Raw genomic sequence first — 16,095 nt, 5'->3', positions numbered from 1 at the left:
CGACAAGGCAGGAGCACTGATGGGACGGTTCGACGGACGCGTGGTCCTCATCTCCGGCGGAGCGCGCGGGCAGGGCCGGTCGCATGCGCTGCGGTTCGCCACCGAGGGCGCCGACGTAGCGGTCTTCGATGCGCCCGCGCAGCCCGGATCCGTGGTCTACCCGGTGGGTACGGCCGAGGAGCTCGCGGAGACCGCCAAGCTGGTCGAGCAGCTCGGCCGGCGCTGTGTGACGGTCACGGCCGACGTCCGCGACCCGGCGCAGGTCGCGGAGGCGGTCGCGACGACCCTCGGCGAGCTGGGTCGCCTCGACTTCTGCCTCGCCAACGCCGGCATCTGCAGCATGAGCGCCATCGGCGACATGACGGACGAGACCTGGCAGGACGTCATCGACATCAACCTCACCGGCGTCTTCCACACCTTCAGGGCAGTGCTGCCGGCGATGACCGAGCAGCGCTTCGGCCGCATCGTCGCCACGTCGTCGCTGGCCGGGCGTATCGGCGCTCCCCACCTGGGCCACTACGCCGCCACCAAGTGGGGCGTCATCGGCCTCGTCAAAACGCTCGCCCTGGAGGTCGCGGAGCTGGGCATCACCGTGAACGCGGTCCTGCCGACCTCGGTCGAGACGCCGATGATCACCAGCCAGGAGATGCTCCGTGAGATGCTCCCGGATCGGGAGAACCCCACGCCCGCGGACGCGGCCGATGCCTATGGCAAGACGCACGCCATCCCCGTGCCCTGGGTCGACCCCGCCGACATCTCCGGCGCCATGGCCTACCTCTGCTCCGATGACGCCCGGTACGTCACCGGCGAGACGCTCACGGTGACGGCCGGGGCGATCGCGAAGAACTCCGCATGAGCCTCTGAGGCCAGGCACCAGGAACGGACGGCGCGCCATGGGCCAAGGGCCTGGACGGGCGTGCCGATACACAACCGCAGCACCGTATCGGGCCATGGCTCCTGCCTCCCCTTCCAGGCGCTCCGGGGCAGAGCGTCAGGCCAGACGGACCGAGCTCAGGAGTCGCGGCATGACCTCAACGACGCGTTCGCACCGCCTCATCGATCTGCACGTGCCACCCGGACGCCCCGACAGGGCGGAACTGGAGAAGCACCTCTCCGGGGGAGATCCCGCGCCCTTGCTGATGGCTCTTGTACAGATCACGGGAGATGTTTCGCTCCTGGACCAGTTTGGTCCCCCTCTCACCCTGGAACCGCGCACCGGTGGGCGTCTGCTGCCTGTGGGCCGCCTTCCGGAGGAGGACCGCGCCGAGTTGCACAGGCTCCTGATCGAAGCTCTTGCCGAAGACGGTCCGACCGACTACGTGCAGGTCCCCGACGACGAACTCTTCCTGCGGATGATCAGCCTGGTGGCCGGTACCGAGGTGGATCCCGAGTTCGTCGGCGTGGTCAAGGAGCAGGCAGGCTTCGTCCCGAGCACGCCCGCCCCCGACGAGGCGGCCGTCGGCGACTTCACCGTGGCGATCCTCGGCGCGGGCATGTCCGGCATCGGTGCGGCCATCGCCCTGGCCGACGCGGGGTTCTCCTACGAGATCTTCGAGCGCGGCGACGACATCGGCGGCACCTGGCGTATCAACACCTATCCCGGCGTCGCCGTCGACACCCCGAGCGTTTACTACTCCTTCTCCTACGAGCTGGAAGCGGGCTGGTCGAGGTGCTACCCACTGGGCGGCGAGTACCAGGACTACCTGCGCCGCGTCGTCGACAAGTACGGCGTCGGGCAGCACATCCGGTTCAACACCGAGATCACATCCATGGCCTGGGACGACGAAGCCCAGGAATGGATCATCACCACCACCCAGGGCGGACGGACCGTCACCTCCCGCGCCCACGCGGTCATCACCGCGGCGGGCTTCCTCAACCGGCCCAAGTACCCCGATGTTCCCGGCCGTGACACCTTCGCCGGCGTCAGCATGCACACCGCACTGTGGGACCACACGGTGGATCTCGCGGGCAAACGCGTCGGAGTGATCGGCGCCGGCGCCACCTCCGTCCAGGTCGTCGACGCCGTCATCGGCGAAGTGGAGCACCTCACCCTGTTCCAGCGCCAGCCCCATTGGATCCAGCCCAACCATCTCGGCAAGGGGATCGTCCCCGACAGCGAACGGTGGCTGCTCGCCAACCTCCCCTTCTACGACCGATGGTCACGCGCCAAGGCATACTGGTTCATCAGCGACACCAACTACCCCGTGATCCGGGTCGACCAGAAGTGGGCAGCCGAGCACGAACGGTCGATCTCACCGGCCAACGAGGTATTCATGCAGAGGTGCATGGCGCACCTTCAGGCGTCCTTCGGCCACGATCCCGATCTGCTGGCCGAGATGACGCCGGACTTTCCCGTCTTCGGCAAGCGGATCGTCCGGGATCCGGGCGGCTACTACGCCGCGCTCGCCTCCGACCGGGCCGATGTCGTCACCAGCCCGCTGACCGAGGTCATCCCGGAAGGCATCCGGACGGCGGACGGCGACCTGGTCGAACTCGACGTCATCATCTACGCGACGGGCTTCACCCTGGACTTCCTGTCCCCGATCGATATCACCGGTCGGGGCGGGGTGCGGCTGGCCGACCAGTGGGCTCAGGGCGAAGACCCGCGCGCCTACCTGGGCGGCACCGTCCCGGGCTTTCCCAATCTTTTCGTCACTTCGGGCCCCAACTCCTCCAACGGCCACGGGGGCGGCCACAACTTCCTCACCGAGATCGTGGCGCACTACATCGTCCGATGCCTGCAGCTGGCCGTCGCCAGCGGCGCCCGCTCGATCGAGGTGACCCAGGAGGCGCACGACGCGTTCCTGCAGGAGATCGAGACCCAGACGGTGGGCTCGATCTGGGATCACGCACGAGGAGCCCACACCTACTACCGCAACACCACCGGCCGGGTGATCCTGCCCAATCCCTGGCGGATGGTCGACTACTGGCGGCTGCTGCGCTCCCCCGAGCCGTCCAAGTTCGTCCTGCGCCGGGACGAGGAGAGCAGCCGATGACCATACTCGACGCCGATGCGGCGGCCATCGTCGAGGCCATGGAGAAAGCCGGCATCCCACCGCTGTACCAGGTCGGGCTCCAGGCGGCCCGCGCCCGGGCAGCCGCCGTGCTGCCATCCCCCACACCCGAGATGACAGAGGTCACCGACAGCTCTTTCGAGGGCCCACATGGCACAGTGCCCGTGCGCGTCTACCGGCCCACCGAGACCGCCAATGCTCCCGCCATCGTGTACTTCCACGGCGGCGGCATGATCATGGGAACACTCGACACGTTCGACGGACTGGCCCGCAACCTGGCCGCCTCCTGCGAGGCCGTCGTCATCAGCGTCGACTACCGGCTCGCTCCAGAGCACCCCTATCCCGTCGCCAACGACGAAGCGTACGAGGCGCTCGCCTGGGCCCACCGCTCGGCACACGACCTTCGCATCGACCCGGCCAGGATCGCGGTCGCCGGGGACAGCGCCGGCGGCACGCTCGCCGCCGCGGCGGCCCTGCACGCCCGCGACGAATCCGGACCGCCGATCCTGGCTCAACTCCTCTTCTACCCCGGCGTGGAGCGCGAGGTCGACCGGCCCTCCATGGCCGAATTCGCCGACGGCCCCGTGATCACCCGCGGGGACATCGTCTGGATGAAGAACGCCTACCTGGGACCCGATCCCTCCACCGACACCGCGTACGGCGTTCCGGCACTGACCGAGGACCTGTCCGGGCTCCCGGACGCCATCGTGGTGTCGGCCGAAGCAGACCCGATACGGGACGGCGTCGAGGAGTACGGTCAGCGGCTGCGCGCGGCGGGAGTTCCCACCGCGCTGCTGCGCTACCCCGGCGTCTGCCACGGCTTCCTCTCCCAGGCCGCCTCGGTCGGCCGGGCCCGGACCGCCTTCGCCGAGATCGGCGCCCTGACCCGCACCAAATTCGCCGCGGCCCGCTGACCGTACGGAGCGGCCTGGTCCAAACGGCTTCGGGCGGCGGGCGCGCTCGGTTCCTCAGCGTGCCCGCCGCCCCTCGGACCCGGCAGATCTCTCAGTACTGGGTGGTGAGTCCTCCGTCGCAGATGTACGCGGCACCGGTGAGATAGCGGGCCTCGTCAGAGGCCAGGAACGCCACCAGCGCGCCAGCGTCCTCGGGCGTTCCCACCCTCTTCAGAGGGGCGTTCCGCTCCATGGCCTGGTAGGCGGTCGCTGTGTCCGGGTACTGGCCAAGACCCACTCGGTGCTCGAAGGCCTCACGGAGCAAGGGTGTGTCGATGGTGCCGAAATGGATGGAGTTGACCCGAACGTTCTTGCCGCCGAGTTCGCGAGCGGCACACATCGACAGCATGCGTACCGCGGCCTTGGAGACGGCGTACGTGAGGTAGGTCGGGTCGGCGAGGTAGGCGCCCACGGACGAGTTGTTGATGATCGCTGTGCCGCCGGGCCACCGGTCCGCCCGCTCGATCAGTGAGCCCATGCACGTCTTGATACCGATGAACTGGCTCTCGAAGTTCACGCTCATGCCCCTGCGCACATCCTCCAGGGAGAGCGTCGCCAGTGAGCCCGGGCAGCCGGCGCCGGCGTTGTTCACGAGGATGTCGAGGCCGCCGAACCGGTCGAGCACAGTGGCGTGGACCTGCTCCCAGTCCGCCTCGGACGAGACGTCCTGTCGGAGGAAGAGCACTCGGTCGTCACCGAACTCGCTCGCGGCGACCTTCAGGGACTCGGCGCCGGAGCCCGTGTCGATGTCGGTGAACAGCACGCCTTCGGCACCGGAGCGCAGCAGGGCCTTCACGACGCCCTGGCCGATGCCGTCAAGGTGACCGGCACCAGTGACCAGCGCGACTCGTCCTTGCAGATTCGTCATGTCACGTCCTGTCTAGAGGTTCGGGCACGTAACCGTTCCGGGCACAGGACCTCGCCAAGTGCATCGAGGCATCGGGGAACCCCACTACGCCCGTGTCAGCGACTTCTCTGAACGGCCCTCCGGCAGGCGTGGTGAACCGCTGGAAGCCCGGAGCGTGGCAGCCGGCTAACAGGCAAACGGGGTGGTCAGCCAAGCAAGGGTGATGGTGGTGTCAGATCCCCGGTCCTGCAGACATCGCCGGCCGCCATTCCAGCGGGGCTTTCGTGAGCACCCGCACGGCACCATCCCGTTGTTTGTAGCATTCACCCCTATTGGTTGCCTAGGCTCTGGGCGGCCCTGAGGAACGGCTACCGCTACCGGTCCGGGCCTGCCGTGCTGCGGGGCGTTCTCCTCGGATCGGCCGCCGGCGCATCAGGGAGGGCAGCGGGGATGCGTCCTCCTGTCTCCTTGGTGATCCCACGCGCAATCGCGGCCAGCGCCTCGCCGATGTCCATGACTTGACGGCCCGTCACCTGACGTAGGCCATTGACCGTCAAGGCAAACGCGACAGAGCCTGCGGAGTCGTGCACGGGAGCCACCAGAGCAGCGATGTGATAGAGGGCATCGGGCTCGATGTCGATCAGTTCGTAGTCGTGTTCACTGAGAGCCGCTGCGAGGGTGTTGAGGCGGTCGTGCAGCTCATCCGCCTCCGCGGGGTTGTCCGCGAGGCGTTGCAGGACGGTGCCGATCTCGACGCGCGTGGGGCTCTCCACAGCAGCCGAGTACCCGCGCTGCCGCACGGCCGTGAGTGCGGCCGGCATATAGATCCGGGCCATGGGCTGGACGCGGGGGTCGAGCCGTTTCAGCCACCCCTCGACACGACCCTCGGGCGACCAGGCGTAGAACACCTGGCCCAGCGGAGGGATGAGAGGGACACGCTGGCCCGGGCGGACATCGGCCGAAGCGACTTGCGGAGTTCCCTCGGTCGCAAGGATGACCACGTCTTCGGCGACGGCAGCGGAGATCACGGTCTCGGTGCCGAGCTCTTCCGCCAGGGCGCGCATCCGGCCACGGGCCAGGTCCACCGCTGGATTTCCCCGCAGCGCGGCGTCCCCCAGAGCGACAGGGTACGGCCCGAGCTCGTAGGTCTTGCGGCGCGGATGACGGACCAGATAGCCGGCGTCCTCGAGTGCCTGGAGCACCGACAGCGTCGAGGCCAGGTTGATCCCCAGAGCCGACGAGATCTCGGAGAGGGTGAAGGATCCGCCGGGGTGTGCGGCGAAGAAGCTCAGTATCGCGACGGAACGGGTGGCGGCGAGCGCGGGACGGACCATGGGTCTCCTCCTAGGTGACTCCCCATCAGAAAAGTGCCGTCAACCGCTGTGAGAGGGCTTGCGGCTGCCGGACAGCGACCCCACAATCCTTCCGCACTCCAAAGCCGTTTTCAAAATGTCAAAAACGGAGGCCGGCATGAAGCTGGATGTGCTCTACGAGGTCGACGTCCCCCGCCCCTGGGAAGGCCCCCATCCGTACGGCCAGCGCCGCGAGGAGCAGCGCGCCTACCGTGAGGCGGTGGAACAGATCAGGCTGGCGGACCGGATGGGCTTCAACACCATCTGGGCGGTGGAGCACCACTTCCGCGAGGGCCGCTCGCACATGCCCGCTTCCGAGGTGTTCCTCGGCCACCTGGCCGGGCTTACGGAGCGGATCCGGCTGGGTTTCGGCGTCACCCTCACGCCGTTCGGATTCACCCCGCCTCAGCGCATCGCGGAGAAGGTCGCCACCGTCGACATCCTGTCAGGAGGTCGCGTGGAGTGGGGAACCGGGCGATCCACGCCGATGGAGCAGACGGCGTTCGGCGTCGACATCGCCAAGTCCCGCGCCGACTGGCGCGAGGCCATCGAGATCGTGTGCGGGATGTGGCGTGAGGAGTACTTCGAGTACGAGTCGGAGCGCTTCAGCTTCCCCCGGCGGATGGTCACGCCCAAGCCGTTCCAGGACCCGCACCCGCCGGCCTGGATGGCCGCGACCTCCAACGGCTCCGCCGAGGTGGCCGGGGCCAACGGCCTGGGCCTGCTGTCCTTCTCCATCATGCAGCCCCTGGAGGTGATGGCCGCCCAGGTGGCCGCGTACCGCGCCGCCGCGGCCGCCGCCCAGCCGCTGACCGACGTCACCACCAACAAGGTCGCCGCCTACACCCTCGTGCACTGCCCGGGATCCAAGAAGGTCGACCGCAAGGTCTGGGACTCCGTGGCCTGGTGGTACAGGAACCTGGCGATGTTCACCCTCGAGTGGGAACTGCCGCACCTGTCGGAAGAGGAGCAGGACAAGACGTTCCCCCTGCTCAAGCCCATGTTCGAGGGCAACGTCCCGGTGGAGACCTTCGACGCCGCCGACATGATCGTCATCGGCGATACCGAAACCTGCATCACCAAGATGAAGCGCTACGCCGACCTCGGCGTCGACGAACTCATCTGCTACGTCCAGTGGGGCTACCTCGACCACCAGGACATCCTGCGCACCATCGAGGTGCTCGGCAAGGAAGTCATCCCCGAGCTCAACGCCTACACCCCCAAGGCCCAGCCGCCCACTGCCGGTTGAAGCCCGCAGGACCGTTGGGACCGGTCAGGTGGGACCGGTCAGGTGCTCTGCCGAGAACCCGTTGCTCCCCCACGAGCCCCGCTCAACATCGCCTCTCCTGGGAGGTCCGCATGACCCGTACCCCCTCGTGCACAGCCGCACCGCCCGGCTCCGCCTCGATCATGGACTCGACCGAGTTCCGCCGGGTCCTGGGGCACTTCTGCAGCGGTGTCACGGTCATCACGTCGATCCACGACGGCGTCCCCGTCGGCTTCGCCTGCCAGTCCTTCCAGTCACTGTCCCTGGAGCCGGCGCTGGTCGCCTTCTCCGTCGCCCGCACCTCCACCACCTGGCCGCGTATCGAGGCATCCGGCCGCTTCTGCGTGAACATGCTCAGCGCCGAGCAGGAGCGGCTGTGTCGCGACTTCGCCATGAGCGGCGGCGACAAGTTCAAGGGCGTCGGCTGGCAGCCCGCCCCCTCGGGTATGCCTCTCCTGGACGGCTCGCTCGCCTGGGTCGACTGCGTCATCCAAGCGGTCTACGAGGGCGGCGACCATCAGATCGTCGTCGGCTGCGTCGAGGCCCTCGACGCCCCGTACGAAGGCGAGCCGCTCCTGTTCTTCCGCGGCGGCTTCGGCCGCTTCGGCGCCTGAGCAGGTGCCCAGGGTGCTCATGACCAGGATCACTCCTGACCAAGATCACCCATGACGGCCCGGTTCGCCGGGTGCAGCATCGACGAAGGGAACGGCGATGGGTGCACAATTCGACCTGACCGGCAAGGTCGCGATCGTGACCGGCTCGACGAAGGGCCTCGGCCGAGCCATGGCACACGGGCTCGCTGCGGCGGGTGCCAGCGTGGTGGTCAGCAGCCGCAAGCAGGATCTGTGCGAAGAAGTGGCGAAGGAGATCGCGGCCGCCACTGGCGCCGAGACGCTCGGCCTCTCGTGCCATGTCGGCGACTGGGACGCGATCCCGGGGTTCGTCCAGCAGATCGTCGAGCGCTTGGGGACGGTTGACATCCTCGTCAACAACGCAGGGATCAACCCAACTTTCGTCGGCATGGCCGACATGCCGCTCGATCTGTGGCGCAAGGTGTTCTCGGTGAACCTGGAGGGCCCCTTGCGCATGAGTCAGGCGGTCGTGCCGGTCATGCGCGAGAGGGGCGGCGGCAGCATCATCAACATCGGAACGATGGGCGCGTACGGGGGCGGTACGGGGGTCGGTGCCTACGGCCCGTCGAAGGCGGCGCTGCTGAGCCTCACCCGTATCTGCGCGACCGAGTGGGCGCCATGGCGGATCCGCGTCAACGCCATAAGCCCCGGCCCGATCGAGAGTGAGATGACCAAGAGTGCAGAGCGCAGCGCTCCCGGATTCCGCGAGCGCATGGCGAAGGCCACCATGCTCAATCGGATCGCGGAGTCGCATGAGATCGCCGGACCGGTCGTGTATCTGGCAAGCGACGCGTCCTCCTTCGTCACCGGGGAAGACCACCTCGTCTCCGGCGGTATGCTCCGTTGACTTCCGGCCATGCTCCACGGGTTGCGTTCAGCCGGCGAATTCCCGCCAAGGGCCCGCGAGATGACCACCGTCGATGACGAACTCAGCCCCGGTGCAGTACGAAGCCTCGTCGGAGGCCAGAAACAGCACGAGATTCGCCACCTCGTCCGGTGTTCCCATACGGGCCAGGGGCTGGCGATCCAGATAGGTCCGCAGTTTGTCGAGTACTTCCTGCGGAGCCTGCTCCACCATGGGGCTGCTGATGACGCCCGGGTGCACGGAGTTGACGCGGATACCGTGTCGCCCCCATTCGAGGGCAGCTGTCCGGGTGAGGCCCGTGACCGCGAACTTGCTCGCGGTGTAGCTCGCCATTCCTGCCACACCCACGAGCCCGTCGATGGACGAGATATTGACGATCGCTCCGCCACTCCGCCTGCGGAGGGCCGGCAGAGCCGCACGCATCCCCAGCCACACACCGTTGAGGTTGACATCCAGGATGCGGGCGTGGTTCTCGGGATCCATGTCCTGCAGCGGCTCCGCGGGCAGGCCGATACCCGCGTTGTTGACCAGGATGTCAAGGCCTCCGAAGTGCTCCTCGGCCGTTGCGACGGCCCGCGCCCAGTCCTGCGCGTCGGCTACATCGAGGTGGACGTAGAGGGCGTCATCACCGAGTTCCTTCGCCAGGGCGAGGCCCTCCTCGTCCAACACGTCACTGACGACGACCTCAGCGCCTTCGCGTACGAACCGGCGCGCTTCCGCCGCGCCCTGTCCGCGCGCGGATCCGCTGATCAGCGCGATCTTGCCATCCAGCCTTCCCACAGACGCCACGACCCCTCCCTTGAACCGACGACACGAGTCCTCGCATGGAACTGAAAACTGACTCCAATTGACACACACTCACTTATCAAGAATATTATATACATTCGTCTTTCCTGTAAGGAAGGACGCCGGCGGCGGGAGGCAGACCGCGATGCTGTCCAACCAGCTCGATACCCTGCCAGACCAAGTACGCGAAGCTCTGACGGGCCCGGGCGGTCCGTTCGAGCTCACCACCGAGGAAGTGCGCGGGGTGAAGATGACGGTCTTCGCCCGCCGTGCGCCGAATCTGCCCGCTCTTCTGATCAGCGCGGCCCAAAGCCACCCCGACCGCGACTACCTGGTCTTCCCTGGCAAGTCGGTCAGCTATGGCGAGACCGTACAGCTCGTGCCCAGGATCGCCGGCGTGCTGCGCGATCGCTTCGGCGTAGGCCCGGGTGACCGTGTCGCGCTTGCTGGCGCCAACAGTCTCGAACATGCCCTGACGCTGTGGGCGGTGCTGTGGCTGGGCGCGGTGGTGGTCGGTCTCAACGGCTGGTGGACCGGTGACGAGCTGCGGGAAGGGATCGACCTGACCGCACCCCTGGTTCTTCTCGGGGACGAACGCAGGCTGGCCAGGCTCGAGCAGCAGCCCGGATCCCGCGTTGCAGGGACGACGTTCACGGACTGTATGCCTGGCCCCGGCGCCGACGCGGTGCCGCCCGCCGAGATCGACGAGGACAACGCGGCATCGATCCTCTTCACCAGCGGCACCACGGGCCGCTCGAAGGGAGCGGTGATCACCCATCGCGGGCTGGTCAATTACGCGATGGACGCCCAGCTCCGGGGCGCGATCGACGCCGCACTGAGCGGGGAGACCCAGCAAGCGCCGGGCCCCGCGCCGGTGATGCTGCTCGCCAGCCCCCTGTTCCACATCTCCGGCATCGGACCGCTGCTTGCCAACGCGCCGTCGACCGGCATGAACCTGGTGTTCCCGCCCGAGGGCCGCTGGGATCCCGGCCGCCATCTGGAACTGACCGCGCGGTACGGGGTGACGTCGTGGACCGGTGTGCCGACGCAGCTGATCCGGCTGCTGCGCCACCCCGACGTAGATCGCTACGACCTCCGCCAGGTGCGCTCGGTGGGGTTCGGCGGGGCCCCGCTGCCGGCCGCGCTGGCCGCGCTCCTGGGGGAAAAGCTGCCGCACGCCCGGGTGGCCAGCGGGTACGGCATGTCCGAGACGTGCGGGCTCGGCACCGCCACGTCCGGCGCGCGGCTGCTCGGGGACCCGCGTTCGGCCGGACCCGCCACGCCCACCTGTCAGGTGGTGCTGCGGGACGCTGAGGGGAACGATATTCCGGACCGGCGGACAGCGACGCACGCAGAGGAGTACGGGGAGATCTGTATCCGGACCCCGAGTTGCTTCCTCGGCTACTGGAACGACGAGCCGGCCACTGCAGCGGCGCTGGACATCGACGGCTGGTACCACACCGGGGACTACGGACGGATCGCCGACGGCGTGCTCTACCTCGAAAGCCGCATGCGCGACCTGATCATCCGTGGCGGCGAGAACATCTACCCGGTGGAGATCGAAAACCGGCTGACCGAGCATCCTGGTCTGCTCGATGCCGCAGTCATCGGCGTGCCCCACGAGGAGCTCGGCCAGGAGGTCATGGCGGTGGTCGTGCCGTGCGACACCGCCGCTCCCTCGGCAGCCGAAGTCCGGTCTTGGGTGGCGCAGAAGCTCGCCCCTTTCAAAGTGCCCAGTCAGGTTCGCTTCGTCTCCGGCCTGCCCTACAGCCCGACCGGCAAGCTGCTCAAGCGTGAGCTCGAGCAGCAGATCGCGGCGGCCCAGCGCTGAGGCCGGTTCAGTTACCGGCGACGGGAGCCGGATGCGCATGCGCGCGCCTCCGCTAGCTCCGCACCGCATGGTTGCTCTTGCGCGATGGTCGTTCTTGCGCGACGGCGCCCTCGCCGTGGCCGGGCTGCCTGCCTGGCCGCAACAACGCGGTCAGTTCTCGTCCGAGACGACGCCCTGGTAGCTGCCGAACACCGCGAGTTTCTGCCCGTCGCGCTCGACCTCCGTCAGCTTCACCGTCCGCCCGGTCACCTCGGTGTCGGCGGGCAGCACGCTGAAGCGGACATGGACGGGGCGGGAGGTCTCGGGGTCGGTGATCTCGACCAGGATCGCGATGATGCCGGTCTTCTCATCACACTCGACCTGCGTCACACGATGTCGCGAGGTCAGCTCGAGGAAGGTGTGCTGACCGTGAAGTTCGAACCGGACCGGCGCGCAGAGCTCCCCCTGTCGCGGCGGAAGGCACAAGGTGATGGGTTTCACCGGACTCCTAAGTCGCTCGTCTGGACAAGGTGTTGTTGCCGCCCGGAAGTGCACCGGGAAGAGTTCATCCTCCGCGTGCGGATAAACGGCCGCCCCCGGACCGTCGCGTCCGGCTGTGCGCTCACAGCCCCTCCGGCCTGGTGCCGATCACCTTCTGTTCGGCCAGCGCACGGATCTCCGCCTCGTCCTTGCCGAGAACACCCGCCAGGATCTCGTCGTTGTGCTGGCCGAGCAACGGAGCGGCAGTCCGGGTCCAGGGCTCGGTGACGCTCGCGAATCGGAAGGGCATGCCGGGGCTCTGGAACCCGCCCACCACAGGATGCGTGACCCGCTCCCAGAACCCGCGTGCGGCCAGCTGCTCGTCGGCGAGCACATCGGCCGGGCAGTTGACCCGCACGGCAGTGACACCGGCCTCGCGCAGCCGCTCCACGGCAGCGTCCACTTCCAGCTCGGCGATCCACGCGCCGATGACCACGTCCAGTTCATCGGCATGCTCCCGGCGACCGGACTCGTCGGCCAGCTCAGTGCGCTGCGCAAGGTCCTCGCGGCCCAGTAGCCGGGCCAGGCCCGCCCATTGCCCGTCGTCGAGCACGGCCAGGGCCACCCACTCGTCGTCGCCCTTCGCACGGAAGACGCCCTGCGGGCCGGCGCCCGGCCCGCGGTTGCCGTCGCGCCGCAGTTCCCGGCCATAGGCGGTGGCCTCGACGACCGCTTCGGCCGCGACGTTCAACGCGGCCTCGATCATCGTCGATTCGACGTGCGGGCCGACGCCGGTGGCGTCGCGGACCTCGATCGCGGCGAGCGCAGCGAAAGCCGCGTGCAGCCCGGCGATCGGATCGCACACGCCCCGCGGGATGAGCGGCGGGCCGTCGACCGGGCCCGTCATCCACGCCATACCGCTGGCCTGCTCCATCGTCTGGGCGAAACCCACGCGATCGCGCCACGGCCCGTCCAGGCCGAAGGCCGGCATGCGGACCACGGCCGCGCGCGGGTTGTGGGCGTGGATGGTATCCCACGTCAGGCCGAGGTTTCCCATCACACGCGGCGAGAAGTTCTCGACCACCAGGTCGGCCGTGCCGATCAGCTCCAGTGCGATGTGACGGGCGGAGTGAAGACTGAGCTCGAGCGTGAGATCGCGCTTGTTGCCGTTGTTGGCCAGGAAGAAGGATCCCGTTTCCCACCAGGACTCGGTCGTGGGCGGGCGAGCGCCCGCGAAGCGCATCCCGTCCGGGCGGTTCAGACCCTCGATCTTGATGACGTCGGCGCCGAGCGCGGCCAGGGTCCCGGTCGCCGCCGGCCCGGCCCAGAACGCCGTGAAGTCCACCACCCGCAGCCCGGCCAGTGGGCGCTCCCCGGACCGGCCGCCTTCGCGCATGCGCGACCGCGCGGGCCAGTGCACCGAGCCGCTGTGCGCACCGGGTTCCGGTACTTCGCCCGGCGGTACGGTGTCGAAAGCCGCGCTGCGGTAGGGGACCCTGGGCTGAAGATTCCCGGCGATGTTCTTGAGGAAGACGCCGCGCTCGCGGAAATGATCGATCTCGGTGATCGTGCGGGGCGTGGCGATCGGGGCCACCGGAATCCGCAGCGCGGCGGCGACTTCGATGATCTCAGACGTGGTGCGGGTGGCGGCCCAGCGGTGGACCATCTCGAGGAACTCGTTGCGACGCCGTGCGCGGCCCGCGAAGGAGGCCAGGTCGGTGTCCTCGATGAGGTCCGGCCGCTCGATCAGCACGAGGAAGTCGGCGAACTGCTGGGCTGTGATCGTGCAGAACCCCACCAGACCGTCGGCCGTGGGCACGACCGAGGGCAGTTCATGGCTCCGGCCCACCGCCGGCTGGCCGGTCTGAAGCAGGCTGGCCGAGACCGCGGTCAACCCGCCCATCGTCAGCACCATCGCCTCGAACACGGATACGTCAACCAGATCCCCCTGGCCTGTGTGCCGGCAGCGGCGCAGGGCAGCAGCGGCCGCCACTGCCCCGTACGTCCCGGCCACCCACTCCCCGATCCGGCCGCCGGCCTGCAACGGCTCCTCGCCGGGCCAGCCGCGGCTGCCGATCGAACCGCAGAGGGCCTGGAGGATGAACTCGTTCGCCGCGAGTCCGTCCCGTACATACGGTCCGTCCAGCCCGAACGGAGTCAGGGTGAGCACCACTGTGGCGCTGCCGTCGGGCAGCAGTTCCCGGATCGCGCCGGGGCCCCAGCCACCCGAGGTGTCGGTAACGACGAGGTCGACGTCGCGGAACAGACCGGTGGTGCCCGGGCCTGGCCGTACCGAACGTTTGCCCGCATGCAGGTAACCGAACAGGGCACCGCTGCGCCCCTCTGCGATCGAGGCTCCCGATGCGCTCCACCGGCGCATCGGGTCGCCCTCCGGTGGTTCGATCTTGACCACGTCGGCGCCCGCGTCGGCGAACATCTTGCCGCAGTAGGCTGCGGGAATCCCCGCTGAGACCTCCAGGACCCGGAGTCCGGAGAACGGCGTTCGCTGCGTCATCGTCACCTCGTCGTGGAAGGATGCGGTGGGCGGGCGGCCAGTACTCAGGTGCCACCGGAACCGGTGTCAGCTCTGCTTGGCCGACTGGGCGGCCTGCGCGAAGCGGGTCATCCGCGCCCACGCATCACGATCGCGCTGGCTGGCCTTGCGGCCGACATGTGTGACCACGTCGACGTCGGTGGCCTTGGCGCGCAGCGCGCCGGCTCGAGCCTCGTCCTTGGGAACGTACGCGAACGGGTCGAAGGAGTAGGCGTTGATCGCGTTCTCGTGGGTGATCTTGTTGATCACGGCGTCGTCGAGATGGCCCATCGTCTCGACGACGTCCTCCGGCGCGAAGGGCCAGTTGCTGTCGGAATGCGGGTAGTCCGACTCCCAGCACAGCTGGTCCTCATTGAAGTACTCCATCAGCTTGACTCCGACCTTGTCGCTGATGAAGCACGTGTAGATGTGCTTGCGGAACACGTCGGTGGGGCCGCGGTACCCCTTGGGGAAGCTGGCATTGGTCCAGCCGGAGTGCCGGTCGAGCACGTGCTCGGAGCGCCACAGGAAATACGGGATCCACCCGACATCGCCCTCGGTGAGGGAGAACTTCAGATCCGGGAACTCGCCCCAGAACTCCGCCCAGAGCAGCTCGATGAGCGAGAACATGCTCATCATGGACGAAGCCGACATCGCCACACTGGGCGGTGCGTCGGAGGACACCATCGGGCGCCTCGAGGACGAACCCACGTGGCAGCACAGCACCGTTTTCGTGTCACAGGCCGCTTCGAACAACGGGTACCAGTAATCCGTGTGGATACTGGGCATGCTCAGCGCCTCGGGGTTCTCCGAGAAGGTCACCGCGTGGCAACCCTTGGCCGCGAGCCGCCGCACCTCCTTGGCCGCCTCCTGCACATCGAACAGCGGCAGGATGCCGCAGGGGATGAACCGGCCCGGGTAGGCACCGCACCACTCGTCCACGTGCCAGTCGTTGTACGCCTTGATCATGATCAGGTTCAGGTCGCGGTCCGGCCCCTGGTTGAGAACCTGTCCGGAGAACCCGGTCCAGTTCGGGAAGTTCAGCCCCGCCAGTTGCCCGCCGGCGTTCATGTCCCGTACGCGCTCGTCGACGTTGAAGCATCCCGGGCGCATCTCGTCGTAGCTGCTCGCGTCGATGTTGTACATGTCACGCGGCTTGCCCGCGACCGCGTTCAAACCCAGGTTCCGGCCCCGCAGATCCCCGTAGTACCACTGCTGGGTGCCGTTCTCCTCGAGCACAACGCGTGGAGCCCGGTCCTTGTACCGCTGCGGCACGTGCGCCTCGAACATGTCCGCCGGCTCGGCAATGTGATCGTCCACGCTGATCAGAATCAGATCGTCTTTGCGCACCAGAACCTCCGTTGACCTACTTGGCGGCGAGACGAACAAGTGGGCTGACAAGGATCTCCGCGCACCGGGCCGCCTCAGGCAAGCAATCTTAGATAAGATAACCTACTTAGCCTTTGCAGCACATCGACTGAACGCTGGTGAATCCCCGGGACACCTCGAAGGACGGACCGACGTGAAAGAAACGCGAAGCATCCCACGGCGAAGGG

General features: G+C 67.9%; 13 protein-coding genes. 7 read left to right on the top strand and 6 right to left on the bottom strand.

The genetic code is table 11. The features are described from left to right. The first annotated feature begins 19 nt into the window (after positions 1-19). From ABT009_RS25095 to ABT009_RS25085, 3 genes are all read left to right on the top strand, one after another. Complete coding sequence (locus ABT009_RS25095; protein ID WP_351299042.1) at positions 20-856, top strand: mycofactocin-coupled SDR family oxidoreductase; 837 nt, start codon at positions 20-22, stop codon at positions 854-856. 169 nt (positions 857-1,025) lie between these two features. After that, positions 1,026-2,996, top strand: coding sequence for a flavin-containing monooxygenase (locus ABT009_RS25090; RefSeq protein ID WP_351299039.1), 1,971 nt, complete (start codon positions 1,026-1,028; stop codon positions 2,994-2,996). Beyond that, positions 2,993-3,928: an alpha/beta hydrolase gene (locus ABT009_RS25085; protein WP_351299036.1), complete on the top strand. Its 936-nt coding sequence runs from the start codon at positions 2,993-2,995 to the stop codon at positions 3,926-3,928. Before ABT009_RS25090 ends, ABT009_RS25085 begins: the two co-directional genes overlap by 4 nt. Before the next feature lie 91 nt (positions 3,929-4,019). Here ABT009_RS25085 and ABT009_RS25080 read toward each other — a convergent pair whose 3' ends face one another. Then, entirely contained in the window at positions 4,020-4,835 is an 816-nt protein-coding gene (locus tag ABT009_RS25080) for an SDR family NAD(P)-dependent oxidoreductase (protein WP_351299033.1), read from the bottom strand. 353 nt (positions 4,836-5,188) lie between these two features. After that, positions 5,189-6,148, bottom strand: coding sequence for an IclR family transcriptional regulator (locus ABT009_RS25075; protein ID WP_351299030.1), 960 nt, complete (start codon positions 6,146-6,148; stop codon positions 5,189-5,191). Between the two features lie 136 nt (positions 6,149-6,284). On the opposite strand from ABT009_RS25075, the gene ABT009_RS25070 reads away from it, so the two are divergent. From ABT009_RS25070 to ABT009_RS25060, 3 genes are all read left to right on the top strand, one after another. Beyond that, on the top strand, positions 6,285-7,415 hold the full coding sequence (locus ABT009_RS25070; protein ID WP_351299027.1) for an LLM class flavin-dependent oxidoreductase: 1,131 nt from the start codon (positions 6,285-6,287) through the stop codon (positions 7,413-7,415). Positions 7,416-7,525: 110 nt separating this feature from the next. After that, positions 7,526-8,047 (top strand): flavin reductase family protein, encoded by a 522-nt coding sequence (locus ABT009_RS25065; protein WP_351299024.1) that lies wholly within the window; start codon positions 7,526-7,528, stop codon positions 8,045-8,047. Positions 8,048-8,144: 97 nt separating this feature from the next. Then, positions 8,145-8,912, top strand: a complete 768-nt coding sequence (locus ABT009_RS25060) for an SDR family NAD(P)-dependent oxidoreductase (protein WP_351299021.1) — start codon at positions 8,145-8,147, stop codon at positions 8,910-8,912. Between the two features lie 27 nt (positions 8,913-8,939). Here the strand turns inward: ABT009_RS25060 and ABT009_RS25055 are convergent, their stop codons facing one another. Further along, the gene (locus ABT009_RS25055; protein WP_351299018.1) at positions 8,940-9,719 is read right to left on the bottom strand and encodes a glucose 1-dehydrogenase; all 780 of its coding nucleotides are present in this window, start codon (positions 9,717-9,719) and stop codon (positions 8,940-8,942) included. Between the two features lie 142 nt (positions 9,720-9,861). Between ABT009_RS25055 and ABT009_RS25050 the strand changes: the two genes are divergently transcribed. Continuing rightward, positions 9,862-11,547 carry a class I adenylate-forming enzyme family protein gene (locus ABT009_RS25050; protein ID WP_351299015.1) on the top strand — a complete coding sequence of 562 codons (1,686 nt, stop codon included), beginning with the start codon at positions 9,862-9,864 and terminating at the stop codon, positions 11,545-11,547. A 150-nt stretch (positions 11,548-11,697) separates the two neighbouring features. Here the strand turns inward: ABT009_RS25050 and ABT009_RS25045 are convergent, their stop codons facing one another. From ABT009_RS25045 to ABT009_RS25035, 3 genes are all read right to left on the bottom strand, one after another. Continuing rightward, a complete protein-coding gene (locus tag ABT009_RS25045; RefSeq protein WP_351299012.1) occupies positions 11,698-11,916 on the bottom strand; it encodes a hypothetical protein in 219 nt (72 codons plus the stop codon). Positions 11,917-12,148: 232 nt separating this feature from the next. Beyond that, complete coding sequence (locus ABT009_RS25040) at positions 12,149-14,521, bottom strand: CaiB/BaiF CoA-transferase family protein (protein WP_351299009.1); 2,373 nt, start codon at positions 14,519-14,521, stop codon at positions 12,149-12,151. A gap of 66 nt (positions 14,522-14,587) precedes the next feature. After that, complete coding sequence (locus ABT009_RS25035) at positions 14,588-15,889, bottom strand: amidohydrolase family protein (RefSeq protein ID WP_351299006.1); 1,302 nt, start codon at positions 15,887-15,889, stop codon at positions 14,588-14,590. Positions 15,890-16,095: the final 206 nt, after the last annotated feature.

Source organism: Streptomyces sp. NPDC002896 (assembly GCF_040295225.1).
Classification (GTDB): Bacteria; Actinomycetota; Actinomycetes; order Streptomycetales; family Streptomycetaceae; genus Streptomyces.
The sequence above is the reverse complement of the archived record's forward strand: the minus strand, read 5'-3'. Positions and strand labels throughout refer to the sequence as shown.